Annotated in this window: 11 protein-coding genes and 1 pseudogene; 10 read left to right on the plus strand and 2 right to left on the minus strand. The window is 62.4% G+C overall.

Annotation, left to right across the window (positions count from 1 at the left end; genetic code table 11):
• Window positions 1-388 precede the first annotated feature (388 nt).
• The 3 genes from OE856_RS06040 to OE856_RS06050 are packed head-to-tail and all read left to right on the plus strand — an operon-like array spanning window position 389 to window position 3,342.
• Complete coding sequence (locus OE856_RS06040; RefSeq protein WP_263715154.1) at window positions 389-1,402, plus strand: TRAP transporter substrate-binding protein; 1,014 nt, start codon at window positions 389-391, stop codon at window positions 1,400-1,402.
• Window positions 1,402-1,977: a TRAP transporter small permease subunit gene (locus OE856_RS06045; RefSeq protein ID WP_263715155.1), complete on the plus strand. Its 576-nt coding sequence runs from the start codon at window positions 1,402-1,404 to the stop codon at window positions 1,975-1,977. The genes OE856_RS06040 and OE856_RS06045 overlap by 1 nt, the downstream gene beginning before the upstream one ends.
• Window positions 1,978-2,022: 45 nt before the next feature.
• Window positions 2,023-3,342, plus strand: coding sequence for a TRAP transporter large permease (locus tag OE856_RS06050; RefSeq protein ID WP_263715156.1), 1,320 nt, complete (start codon window positions 2,023-2,025; stop codon window positions 3,340-3,342).
• 79 nt (window positions 3,343-3,421) lie between these two features.
• On the opposite strand, the gene OE856_RS06055 is transcribed toward OE856_RS06050, so the two are convergent.
• A complete protein-coding gene (locus OE856_RS06055; RefSeq protein ID WP_263715157.1) occupies window positions 3,422-4,141 on the minus strand; it encodes a winged helix-turn-helix domain-containing protein in 720 nt (239 codons plus the stop codon).
• On the minus strand, window positions 4,138-6,126 hold the full coding sequence (locus OE856_RS06060; protein ID WP_263715158.1) for a PAS-domain containing protein: 1,989 nt from the start codon (window positions 6,124-6,126) through the stop codon (window positions 4,138-4,140). Before OE856_RS06060 ends, OE856_RS06055 begins: the two co-directional genes overlap by 4 nt.
• Window positions 6,127-6,313: 187 nt before the next feature.
• On the opposite strand from OE856_RS06060, the gene OE856_RS06065 reads away from it, so the two are divergent.
• From OE856_RS06065 to OE856_RS06095, 7 genes and pseudogenes are all read left to right on the plus strand, one after another.
• Complete coding sequence (locus tag OE856_RS06065) at window positions 6,314-7,957, plus strand: acyl-CoA synthetase (protein ID WP_263715159.1); 1,644 nt, start codon at window positions 6,314-6,316, stop codon at window positions 7,955-7,957.
• Window positions 7,958-8,024: 67 nt separating this feature from the next.
• Window positions 8,025-8,783: an ABC transporter ATP-binding protein gene (locus tag OE856_RS06070; protein ID WP_263715160.1), complete on the plus strand. Its 759-nt coding sequence runs from the start codon at window positions 8,025-8,027 to the stop codon at window positions 8,781-8,783.
• Between the two features lie 53 nt (window positions 8,784-8,836).
• On the plus strand, window positions 8,837-9,535 hold the full coding sequence (locus tag OE856_RS06075) for an ABC transporter ATP-binding protein (RefSeq protein ID WP_412174863.1): 699 nt from the start codon (window positions 8,837-8,839) through the stop codon (window positions 9,533-9,535).
• Window positions 9,536-9,559: 24 nt separating this feature from the next.
• Window positions 9,560-10,765 (plus strand): ABC transporter substrate-binding protein, encoded by a 1,206-nt coding sequence (locus tag OE856_RS06080; protein WP_263715162.1) that lies wholly within the window; start codon window positions 9,560-9,562, stop codon window positions 10,763-10,765.
• Between the two features lie 70 nt (window positions 10,766-10,835).
• Window positions 10,836-11,726: a branched-chain amino acid ABC transporter permease gene (locus OE856_RS06085; protein ID WP_263715163.1), complete on the plus strand. Its 891-nt coding sequence runs from the start codon at window positions 10,836-10,838 to the stop codon at window positions 11,724-11,726.
• A gap of 12 nt (window positions 11,727-11,738) precedes the next feature.
• Window positions 11,739-12,662, plus strand: coding sequence for a branched-chain amino acid ABC transporter permease (locus OE856_RS06090; RefSeq protein ID WP_263715164.1), 924 nt, complete (start codon window positions 11,739-11,741; stop codon window positions 12,660-12,662).
• Window positions 12,663-12,719: 57 nt separating this feature from the next.
• Window positions 12,720-12,846: pseudogene (locus OE856_RS06095) on the plus strand (electron transfer flavoprotein subunit beta/FixA family protein); the annotation flags it as partial.

Below are 12,846 nucleotides of genomic sequence, written 5' to 3' on the forward strand. Positions count from 1 at the left end.
TTACGACACTGCCTTTCGGCTTACCTAACGACAACTTCGAATCGGTCGCACACTCTTCATGGTGTATGTTGATGGCCTTGGCAAAGACCCGCCCCAGGCGGTTGGCTGTTCGCGAAAACGCAAATCCGCCTAGTCGCCTAAAAGTTAACAACATACTGATAAAGATGTTAAATATGCCATTGCGTGATGTCAGATTTGTCTGATCTCTGTGTCGCAATAGTGCATATGGGTGTCGCTTCCATTCTTTTTTGTTGCCGACAATATGGTCTATGATGTAGCACGATAGCCACGTTGCGGCCGTGACACAATCCCATCTAACAACAACGGGGCCGGTTGCGAGGAACCATCACTGGCGGCGTTTTGCGCTGCTGTCCAAGGAGGAGAACACATGAAATTCACCCAATTCACCCGCCGTGCCGCTATTGGCGCGATCTCGGGCGCCGTTGCGCTGGCCGCTGCTTCGGCCGCGTCGGCCGACACCGTTCGCATCCGTTTTCACACCTTCTATGGCACCGAGATCGACGCCATCGCCGACAAGTTCAAGGATGCCGTGAAAGAAGCCTCGAACGGCGAGCTGCGCATCCAGTATTTCCGTGGCGGTGAACTGGTGGCTTCGGATCAGTTTGCCGATGCCGTCTCCAAAGGTACCCTCGACATCGTGCACGGCCATGGCGGCTACTGGTCGGGCCAGGTTGACATCGGCAACATCGAAGCCGGTCTGCCCGGCGGCTGGACCAGCGTTGAAGAAGCCAAGGCATTCTTTGAAAGCCCCGAAGTCAACGCCCTGCTGACCGAAGCCTATACCGACGCCGGCACCGTTTTCCTGGGCAAGGGTTATGGCCACAGCTATGACCTGCTGACCAAAGAGCCGGTCACCTCGCTGGAAGACCTGAAAACCCGCAAGATCCGCGCCACCTCGAACGTGGCCAAGGTTCTGGATCACTTCGGTATCCCGACCGTGTATCTGCCCGCTCAGGAACTGTATATCGGCATGTCGACCGGCGTGATCGACGGCGCCATCTACGGCGGCCCGGTCGAGTACGAGCAGCTGAAACTGCACGAAGCCGGCCAGCACTATACCTACCTGAACATGCTGATGCCCGGCTGGACCGAAACCTTCCTGGCCAACCCGGAAAGCTGGAACAGCCTCTCGGACGAGCACAAGGCCATCCTGGAAACCGCGATCGCCCAGTTCGCCGAAGACATCCACCAGTGGCTGGCTGCCGGTAACGAAGGCGTCGCCGAAGGCACCTTCATCTACGCGACCCTCCCCGCCGAGGATTCCAAAGCGCTGACCGAAGCTGCCCAGGGTGTCTGGCAGGAAGAAGCCGGCCGCTCCGAGCGTAACGCCAAGCTGATCGAAGCGCTGGTTGCCAACGCGAAGGCCCAAGGGCGTCTGTAATGAACCTGGTGACAAGGTATCTTGTCATTCAGGATGGCCTGTCCGAGTATGTCGGGCGGGCCATTTCCTGGTTGACGCTGGGGATGATCTCCGTGCTTGTGCTGGAAATCGTCGCCCGCTACTTCCTCAATTCGCCGACGATCTGGGCGCATGAGACCAGCACCATGCTCTATGGTGCGTTCTGCATGCTGGCCGGCGCCTATACGCTGCGCCACCGCGGCCATGTGCGCTCCGAGGTGATCTATGGACAGTTCGGCCCCCGTGGCAAAGCGTTCTGTGACACGATCATCTTCACGCTTGGCCTGGTCGTTCTGTGGATCTTCTTCAAAATGTCCGTCGAGTTCGCCGCCGAAAGCTGGGCCGTGCGCGAATATTCCAACAAGAGCATCTGGCAGCCGGCGGTTTATCCGATCAAGACCGTGATCCCCGTCGCCGTGGGCCTTGTTCTGCTGCAGAACATCGCCGAGTTGCTGCGCGCCGTTCTGGTGCTGCTGGGTATTCCGTTCGACGACCCGCGCGAGAGTGAGGTCGAAACCGATATCGACCCCGAACTTCTGGACGCCGCCAAGAAATAAGGCGCTATGACGCGGATGGCAGCCGCCATCCGGGGAGGACTTACTATGGCCGATCTTGATCCGCTGACAATCACGGCGATCATGTTCCTGTCGATGCTGGCCCTGATGGCGATGGGCTCGCCGCTGGCCTGGGCATTGACGATCTCTGGCGTCGGAAGCGCCTATGTCCTGTGGGGGCCGGGTGGCCTCGACCTGCTGGTCAGCTCGACCTTCAGCGCGATGGACAATTTCCTGCTGGTGGCTCTGCCGCTGTTCATCTTCATGGGCCTTGTGCTGCAACGCTCGGGTATCACGGACGACCTGTTCGAGATGATCCACAAGCTGATGGGCGGTCTGCCCGGCGGCCTGGGCGTGGGCACCGTCATCATCTGCGCGCTGATCGCCGCCATGGCGGGCGTGTCGGGCGCGGCAACCGTCAGCCTGGGCATCATCGCCCTGCCGGCGATGCTGAAGCGGGGCTATGACAAGAAACTTGTCACCGGCACCATCATGGCGGGGGGCGCCCTGGGCTTTCTGATCCCGCCGTCGGTGCTGATGATCATCTACGCGTTCCTGTCGCGCGATTCCGTCGGCAAGCTGTTTGCCGCTGGCCTGATGCCGGGCTTGATGCTGGCCGGCATTTACATCACCTATGTGCTGATCCGCTGCCGCATCAACCCCAAGCTGGGCCCGCCGGCCCCGATCGAGGAACGGTTCAGCGGCATCGAAAAGCTGAAATCCCTGCGTCACCTGATCGCGCCCGGCGCGCTGATCACCGTGGTGCTGGGCTGCATCATCGGCGGCGTGACCTCGCCGTCCGAGGCCTCGGCCATCGGGGCCTTCGGGTCGCTGGTGATCGCGGCGCTGCATGGCCGGGTGAACTGGGACATGCTGCGCTATGTCATGCTGACCACCACCAAGCTGATGGGCATGCTGATGTGGATCACCATCGCGGCGGTGTTCTTTTCCAAGATCTATGTCGGCCTTGGCGCCGGTCAGATCGTGGGCGAACTGATCGAAGATTTCGAACTGTCGCCGATGTTCGTCATCCTGGCGATGCTGGCCACGTATTTCGTGCTGGGCATGTTCCTGGACGACTTTGCCATCGTGTTTATCACCGTGCCGCTGTTCGTGCCGATCGTGCGCGACCTGGGCTATGACACGACCTGGTTCGCGGTGCTGTTCATCCTGTCGATGCAGTCCGCCTATCTGACGCCACCCTTCGGCTACAACCTGTTCTACATGCGATCGGTTGCACCCGAAGACGTGACGATCGGTGACATCTACAAAGCTGCCATCCCATTCGTGTTCCTCCAAATCCTCGGGCTGGCACTTGTTGTGGCTTTCCCCCAGATTGCCCTCTGGTTGCCCAGTCAGATCTTCTGATCGGGTTTGAAAGTCACGCGAAAGGGCCGCACCATTGGTGCGGCCCTTTTAGGTTTCAGCAATGGGGCAGGGCGCGGCCTCAGCCGGCCTTGGTGTCGACCGGGATCGAGAACACATAGCCCGCGCCATAGACGGTGCGGATGATGCTGGGCGCCTTTGGGTCGTCGCGCAGCTTGCGGCGCAGGCGGCTGATGCGGGCATCCATGCTGCGATCAAACGGCTCTCCCGTGCGGCCGCTGGTGATGTCCAGCAGCTGCGAGCGGCTGAGAACCCGCCCGGCAGAATTGACCAGCGCCCCCAACAGCGCCGCCTCGGACGAGCTGAGATTGATCACCTCGCCATCACGATGGGTCAGCGTGCAGCCGTCGAAATCGGCGCTCCAGTCGCCAAAGGTGATCAACTCGTTCTTGGCGGCGGCGGCAGGGGTTGCAGATTTGGCGCTACGCCGCAGCACGGCGCGCACCCGCGCCACCAGCTCGCGCGGCTCGAACGGCTTGACGATATAGTCGTCGGCCCCGATTTCCAGCCCCACCACCTTGTCGGTCAGCCCGCCGCGCCCGGTCACGATGATCCGCGGCACCGAGCACGGCAGCCCGCCGCCATTGACCAGCGACAGCCCGTCGCCATCGGGCAGGCTGAGGTCGATCAGGCACAGGTCGGGCAGCTGGCGTTTGATCTCGCGCTCGAATTCGGAGATGCGGCGAAAGCTGCGGGTGTCGATGCCTTGCTGGCTCAGGGTGCGAACGATCAGCCTGGTGATGTCCAGGTCGTCCTCCAGAAGGAAAACGGTAGTCTTCATGGGGAAACACCTTCGGTCGGGTAGGGGGCATTCTGGCTGTCGGCCAATGCGGCCGACAGGTCATCGGCGCTGAAGGGCTTGCGCAGGAACGGGATGCCGTTGGCACGGCTGCCTTGCGGGAAATGCTGCACCTGGCCGCTCATCAGCACGATGCGGATATCGGGGAACATGTTGCGGATGCGGTGAGCCAGGGCGTGGCCCTTCATGGTGCCGGGCATGTCGATATCAGAGATGACGATCCGGATGTCGCGGATCCGCGCCAAAAGGCCAAGCGCCTCGTCGGCGTTGTTGGCCTCGACCAGCGGATAGCCCAGCCCGGCGATCTTGCGGCGGATGGTGCGGCGCACGTCCTGATCGTCTTCGACCAGCAGCACCATCGGCTGGTCGCCCGTGTCAGGTTCGGCGCGCGGGGCAGGGCGCGGCTCGACCGGCTCGGGGCGGGTGATGTCCTGCTTGGCGACCAGATCGACGCTGGGCAAAAGGATGGTGAACTCGGCGCCGCGGCCGGGCTGGCTGTCGACCCAGATCGCCCCGTTCGACTGCTTGACGAAACCATAGACCATCGACAGCCCCAGACCCGACCCCGCACCGGCGGCCTTCGAGGTGTAGAACGGTTCAAAAATGCGTTCGGCCTGTTCGGGCGACATGCCGCTGCCATTATCGGCGAACCGGATGCGCAGATATTCCCCGGCGGGCAGGTGCAACAGCTCTGCCTCTTCGGCGGGCAGGTCATAGCGGCTGGCACCGATGGTGATCTCGCCCTTGCCCTCGCAGGCATCGCGCGAATTCAGCGCCATGTTCAGCAGCGCCATCTCCAGCTGGCCGCGATCGACAAAGGCCTGGGGCAGGGCGGGTTCGTGGTCCTGAGCGATGGTCAGCGAGGCCGGCACCGAGGATTTCAGCAGCTTGCAGATCTCGGAAATCGCCTCGTCGATCTCGGTGGGCTCGGGGTCGAACTGTTCGCGCCGGGCAAGCGTCAGCAGGCGCTTGGTCAGCGACGATCCGCGCCGCGCCGCCGAGATTGCGGGGGTCAGGAATTCCTCTTCGGTGGCGGGGTCGTTCAGATGCTCGGCCAGCGGCACCAGGTTGCCCAAGATGATGGTCAGCAGGTTGTTGAAGTCATGCGAGATGCCGCTGGCCATCCGGCCAAGCGCGTCCATCTTTTGCGACCGCATCAGCGCCGACATCGTGGCCTTGCGCCGGGTCACGTCGATCGACACCGTGTAGAACCCGATCACCTCGCCCGATGACGGTTTCTCGGGCCGCAGCAGGGTGCGGATGTCCTTGAACCGGTCGCCCGGCAGCTGCACCCGCATCTCGAAATCCACCATCGCCCCGCGTCGCGCCTGTTCGAAAAACCGCGACGACTCCAGCAGCGTGCGGGCATAAAGAACCTCGCTTGCATTCAGGCCGATGATGTCTTTCGGGGTCTTCTGATAGGCCTGGGCAAAGCGCTTGTTGGCGTAAAGGATGGTCAGGTCGCGGTCGAAATGCGCGATGCCGGCGGGCACCTCGTCGGCGATCAGTTTCAGCCGCTGCTCGCTGAGCATCAGCTCGCGCGTGCGCTGGGTCACGGTTTCCTCAAGCAGCTCCTGCCGGCGCCGGATATCAGTGATGTCGGTATAGGTGGTGACGAATCCGCCACTGGGCAGAGGCGTGCCGACCACCTTGAGAACGGTGCCGTCGGGGCGCTCGCGCTCGATATGGTGTTTCAGGAATTTCCGCGCTTTTTCAACGCGTTCCGCCACCTGAATCACCGGGTCGCCGGGGCCGTATTCGCCGCGCCGGGCGTTGTAGTCGATGAACGAGGCGAAGTCGGCGCCCACAAAGGCCAGGTCGCGCGGATAGCCCAGCATCTCGAGGAACACGTCGTTCCAGGCCACCAGTTTCAGGTTGTGATCAAAGATCGTGATCCCCTGATCCAGATGCCCCAGCCCCTCGAGAACCAGCATCGCCGCGTCTGTTACCTCGGGTGAATGCGCCACTTTGCCGGCCCCATCTCGTTCGATCACTTTACGAAAGATGCGTTAGCCCCGGCGCAGAACCAAGGATATTCGCCGCGCCATCACAATTGGATACAATTCCTGCGAACTTTGGCAACAACTCCATGTGAGCTTCCCGCCGTCTGGCAGGTCAGGGGACCCTGTCCGGATCGAACGGGAGGAAATACATATGAATAGCCATGCCAGCATCTATGACACGAGTCTGGATGCCAATGATGCCAACTATGTTGCGCTTTCGCCGCTGAGTTTCGCCGAAAGAACAGCCCGGATCTATCCCGAGCTGACCGCCATCGTCTATGAAGACCGGCGCCTGAACTGGGGTGAAACCTTCGAGCGGATGCGCCGTTTCGCCAGTGCGCTGAGCAAGCGCGGCATCGGCAAGAACGACACCGTGTCGGTCATCGCCGCCAACATCCCCGAGATGTTCGAAGCCCATTTCGCCGTGCCGATGTGCGGTGCCGTTCTGAACACGGTCAACACCCGCCTCGACCCCGAGGCCATTGCCTTTATCCTCAGCCATGCCGAGGCCAAGGTGGTGATGGTCGATCCCGAATTCAGCGAAGTCGTGGACCGCGCGATCAAGATCAGCGGCCATCGCGACATCCTGGTGATCGACATCGAGGATGCCAGCTTTGCCGGCGGCCGCCGCATCGGTTCGGTGACCTATGACGAGATGCTGGCCGAGGGTGACCCCGAGTTCGAGATGGTCCTGCCCGCCAATGAATGGGACGCCATCAGCCTGAACTATACCTCTGGCACCACCGGCGACCCCAAGGGCGTGGTCTATCACCACCGCGGCGCCGCGCTGAACGCGATGTCGAACATCATCACCTGGGGCATGGCGCATCATTCGCGTTACCTGTGGACCCTGCCGATGTTCCATTGCAACGGCTGGTGTTTCCCCTGGGCGATTGCCGCCAATGCGGGCGTCTGCGTCTGCCTGCGCGCCGTCCGGGCCGAACCGATCTATCAACTGATCCGCGACGAGAAGGTCACCCATTTCTGCGGCGCGCCGATCGTTCTGAACATGCTGGCCAACGCCCCGGACGAGCTGAAGGATTTCAGCCATGAGGTGAAGGTGATGACCGCCGGCGCCAGCCCGCCGGCCGCGGTGATCGCCAACATGGAATCGATGGGTGTCGAAGTCACCCATGTCTATGGCCTGACCGAAACCTACGGCCCCTCGGTCGTCTGCGCCTGGAAGGGCGAGTGGGACGGCCTGGATGGCGAGAAGAAAGCCAAGCTCAAGGCCCGTCAGGGCGTCAAGAACGTGGCGCTGTCGGGCCTGATGGTGGCCGATCCGGAAACGCTGGCGCCTGTGCCCAGCGACGGCCAGACCATGGGCGAGATCTTCATGCGCGGCAACAACGTCATGAAGGGCTATCTCAAGAACCAGACCGCGACCGACAAGTCGTTCAACGGCGGCTGGTTCGCCTCGGGCGACCTGGGTGTCATGCATCCCGACGGGTACGTGGAACTGAAGGACCGGTCCAAGGACATCATCATCTCGGGCGGCGAGAACATCAGCTCGGTCGAGGTCGAGGATGTGCTCTACAAGCACCCCGCCGTTCTCGAGGCCGCCGTCGTGGCGCGCCCCGACGAGAAATGGGGCGAAACGCCTTGCGCCTTTGTCGAGCTCAAGCCCGGCAAAACCATCACCGAGGCCGAGCTGATCGCCTTCTGCCGCGAGAACATGGCCAACTTCAAGGCGCCTAAAACCATCGTCTTTGGCGAATTGCCCAAAACCTCCACGGGCAAAGTGCAGAAGTTCATTCTGCGCGATCAGGCCCGCGCTTTGAGCGGCGCAGCCTGACTATCTCCCCTGACTGGGGGGGCCGCCTCCTCGCGGTTCCCCCCACCTTTTTAGGACGCGAAAACACATGAGCGACACCGGAAAATACATTCTCGAAACGCAGGGGCTGACCAAGGAGTTCAAGGGCTTTACCGCCGTCGACACGGTCGACCTCAAGGTCAAGCGCCACGATATCCACGCCCTGATCGGGCCGAACGGCGCGGGCAAGACCACCGTCTTCAACCTGCTGACCAAGTTCCTGATCCCGACCCGCGGCAAGATCACCTTCAACGGCCGCGACATCACCGCGACCAAATCGGCGGAAATCGCACGCATGGGCGTGATCCGATCCTTCCAGATCTCGGCGGTCTTTCCGCACATGACCGCCCGCGAGAACGTGCGCGTCGCGCTGCAGCGCAAGCTGGGCACCTCGTTCCATTTCTGGCGTCCGGTCAGTTCGTTGAACCGGCTGAACGACCGCGCCGACGAGCTGTTGACCATGGTCGGGCTCGAGCATTTCACCGATGCGGTGGTGGCCGACATGCCCTATGGCCGCAAGCGCGCCCTGGAAATCGCCACCACCCTGGCGATGGAGCCCGAGATGATGCTGCTGGACGAGCCGACCCAGGGCATGGGGCGCGAGGATGTCGAGCTGATCACCCAGTTGATCAAGAAGGTCTCGGCCAACCGCACCATCCTGATGGTCGAACACAACCTCGGCGTCGTTTCGACCCTGTGTGACAAGATTACCGTTCTTCAGCGCGGCGCGCTTTTGACCGAAGGCACCTATGAAGAGGTCTCGTCGGATCCGCGCGTGAAAGAAGCCTATATGGGGAAAGCCGCATGAACACCGACACGTTGGAAAATCACGACATCGGCGGCCAGCACGTATCCGAGCATATCGAAGAGCTGCGCATCCAGGATCTGCACGCGTTCTACGGCGAAAGCCACGCGCTGCACGGCATCGACATGACCGTCAACCAGGGCGAGCTGGTGACCCTGCTGGGTCGCAACGGCTCGGGCCGGACCACGACGCTGCGCGCGATCATGGGCCTGATCGGGCACCGCACCGGCTCGATCGTGCTGAAGGGCGAGGAAATCATCAAATCCGCGCCCCATACCATCGCCCATATGGGCGTGGGCTATTGCCCCGAAGAGCGCGGCATCTTCGCCAGCCTCAATGTCGAGGAAAACCTGATGCTGCCGCCCAACGTGGCGCCGGGCGGCATGTCGGTCGAGGAACTCTACGAGATGTTCCCCAACCTGGCCGAACGCCGCAAGTCGCAAGGCACCCGCCTGTCGGGCGGCGAACAGCAGATGCTGGCCATGGCCCGCATCCTGCGCACCGGCGCCAATGTGCTGCTGCTTGACGAAATCACCGAAGGCCTGGCCCCGGTGATCAACGACAAGCTGGCCGAGGTGCTGATCCAGCTCAAGACCCGCGGTTACACGATCATCCTGGTCGAGCAGAACTTCCGCTTTGCCGCGCCTCTGGCCGATCGGCATTTCATCATGGATCACGGGCACATAGCCGCAACAATTCACAAGGATGACCTGGAATCCAGCCAGCACATCTTTGACGAATACCTAAGCGTATAACGCAAACCCCCCGGAGGAGGACTCATGAACATTCTCAAAACGCTTTCCGCCAGCGCCTCGGCACTGGCAATGCTGGCCTCGGCCGCCGCAGCCGAGATCAGCGACGGCGTCGTCAAGATCGGTGTGCTGACCGACATGTCGGGCACCTATTCGGACCTCGCCGGCGAAGGCGCGGCCGTTGCAGCCCAGATGGCGATCGAAGAATTCGGCGGCACCGTTGCCGGCGCCCCGATCGAGATCGTCACCGCCGACCACCAGAACAAGGCCGACATCGCCGCCAACAAGGCGCGCGAATGGGGTGACACCCAGGGCGTCGACGCCTTTGCCGAACTGGTGACCACCTCGGTGGCCCTGGGCGTGTTCGAAGTTGCCAAACAGCAGAACAAGATCGCCCTGGTGTCGGGTGCGGCCTCGTCGCCGCTGACCAACGACGCCTGTATCCCGACCGGCCTGCACTGGACCTACAACACCCGCGCCCTGGCCGTGGGCACCGGCTCGGCCGTCGTGAAAGAGGGTGGCGACACCTGGTATTTCCTGACCGCCGACTATGCCTTTGGTGAAGCGCTGCAAGGCGACGTGGCCAAGGTGGTCGAGGCCGAGGGCGGCCAGGTTCTGGGCGCTGCCAAGCACCCGTTCCCGGCCTCTGACTTCTCGTCCTTCATCCTGCAGGCCCAGGCCTCGGGCGCCAAGATCATCGGTCTGGCCAACGCCGGCGCCGACACGATCAACGCCATCAAGGCCGCCAACGAATTCGGCGTCATCGCCTCGGGCCAGAAGATTGCCGGCCTGCTGGTCTTCCTGACCGACGTGCACGCGCTGGGTCTGGAAACCGCGCAGGGCCTGCAGATGACCGTCAGCTTCTACTGGGATCTCAACGACGAGACCCGCGCCTGGTCGCAGAAGTACTTCGAGAAAACCGGCAAGATGCCGACCGGAGTTCAGGCCGGCACCTACTCGTCGGTTCTGCACTACCTGAAAGCCATCGAAGCCACCGGCACGGATGACACCGACACCGTTCTGGCCAAGATGCGTGAAATGCCCGTCGAGGACATGTTCGCCAATGGCGGCGTCCTGCGCACCGATGGCCGCATGGTTCACGACATGTATCTCGCCGAGGTGAAGGCCCCGAGCGAATCCTCCGGCCCGTGGGATTACCTCAAGATCGTGCGCACCATCCCCGGTGAAGAAGCTTTCGGCCCGCTGTCCGAAAGCACCTGCCCGACCAAGTAAGGCGAGAACTCCCACCAGGCACATCTGCCGTGCCTGGTGGGATCCACACCAATAACTAGGACATCCCGACATGCTGACAGATCTTCTGGGCTTTCCGCCCCAGGTTCTTTTCGGACAGCTATTGCTCGGCCTGATCAACGGCGCCTTCTACGCGGTGCTGTCGCTTGGTCTGGCGGTCATTTTCGGCCTGCTGAACATCGTGAACTTTGCCCATGGGGCGCTATACATGCTGGGCGCCTTTGCCGCGCTTGCCGCTGCCAAATGGCTGGGTATCAGCTATTGGGGCGCGCTGATCATCGCGCCGATCGTGGTTGGGGCGTTCGGGATCGTGATTGAACGGCTGCTGCTGCGCCGCCTCGCCGGCGTCGATCACCTCTATGGCCTGCTGCTGACCTTTGGCCTGGCGCTGGTGATCGAAGGCACTTTCGTGAAACTCTTTGGCTCGTCGGGCATGCCCTATTCGACGCCCGCCTCCCTGCAGGGTGGCGTCAACCTGGGCTTCATGTTCCTGCCCTGGTATCGCGGCTGGGTCGTTGTGGCCTCGCTGGCGGTCTGTCTGGCCACCTGGCTGCTGTTCGAGCGCACCAAGATCGGCGCCTACCTGCGCGCCGGCACCGAGAACCCCAAGCTGCTGCAGGCCTTTGGCGTGAACGTGCCGCTGCTGACGACGCTGGCCTATGGCTATGGCGTTGCCCTGGCCGCCTTTGCCGGCGTGCTGGCGGCGCCGATCACCCAGGTCAACCCGCTGATGGGGTCGAACCTGATCATCGTCGTGTTCGCGGTCGTTGTGATCGGCGGCATGGGTTCGATCGTGGGCGCGGTGGTGACCGGCCTGGCCATGGGCGTGATCGAGGGCCTGACCAAGGTCTTCTGGCCCGAGGCCTCGGCCACCGTCATCTTTGTTGTCATGGCCATCGTGCTGGTTCTGCGTCCCGCGGGCCTGTTCGGCAAAGCCTCGTAAGGAGCAGATGTCATGAATACCAAAATCGCATATCTGATCGCGATCGGTCTGCTGCTTGTGGCCCCGCTTGCGATCTATCCCGTCTTCCTGATGAAGCTCTTGTGCTTTGCCCTCTTTGCCAGCGCCTTCAACCTGATCCTGGGCTTTGGCGGGCTGCTCAGCTTTGGTCACGCGGCCTTCTTTGGCGGCGCAGCCTATGTCACCGGCCATGCGCTCAAGGTCTGGGGCCTGCCGACCGAGCTGGGCATCCTCGTGGGTGCCGCCGTGGCCGGCCTGCTGGGCCTGGCGATCGGCTCGCTGGCGATCCGCCGCCAGGGCATCTATTTCGCCATGATCACCCTGGCGATGGCCCAGATGGTCTACTTCCTGTTCGTCTCGTCCGACTTTACCGGCGGCGAGAACGGCCTGCAGGGCGTGCCGCGCGGCAAGGCTTTGGGGTTCATCGACCTGCAGGACAACCTGTCGATGTACTACTTCGTGCTGGCCATCTTCGTGATCGGGTATTTCGTGATCTCGCGCACCGTCAACTCGCCCTTCGGGCAGGTTCTGTCGGCTATTCGCGACAACGAGGCCCGCGCCACGTCGCTGGGCTATGATGTCGACCGCTACAAGCTGCTGGCCTTCGTGCTGTCGGCCACGCTGGCGGGCGTTGCCGGTGGCACCAAGACCGTGGTGTTCCAGCTGGCCTCGCTGACCGATGCGCATTGGCACATGTCGGGCGAAGTGGTTCTGATGACCCTGCTGGGCGGGCTTGGCACCATTCCGGGGCCGGCCGTGGGCGCGGGCATCATCATCACGCTGCAGAACTACCTGGCCTCTGGCCCGCTGGGCGCCTGGGTGCCCGTCGTGCTGGGCGTGATCTTCGTGATCTGCGTGCTGGCCTTCCGCCGTGGCGTCGTGGGCGAGCTGCGCGAAGTGATCCGCAAATCGTTCTGATCCTGGGGCCGGCCTCTATGGGGCCGGCCTGCAACCCCATCGCAAGGAGTGTCTCACATGAAGGTATTGGTGCCTGTGAAGCGGGTGATTGACTATAACGTCAAGGTACGTGTCAAGGCTGACGGGTCTGGCGTTGATCTTGCGAATGTTAAGATGTCGATGAACCCGTTTGACGAGATTGCGG

Origin of the sequence: Actibacterium sp. XHP0104, from assembly GCF_025751515.1 — a bacterium.
In the GTDB taxonomy this organism is placed as follows: domain Bacteria; phylum Pseudomonadota; class Alphaproteobacteria; order Rhodobacterales; family Rhodobacteraceae; genus Actibacterium_D.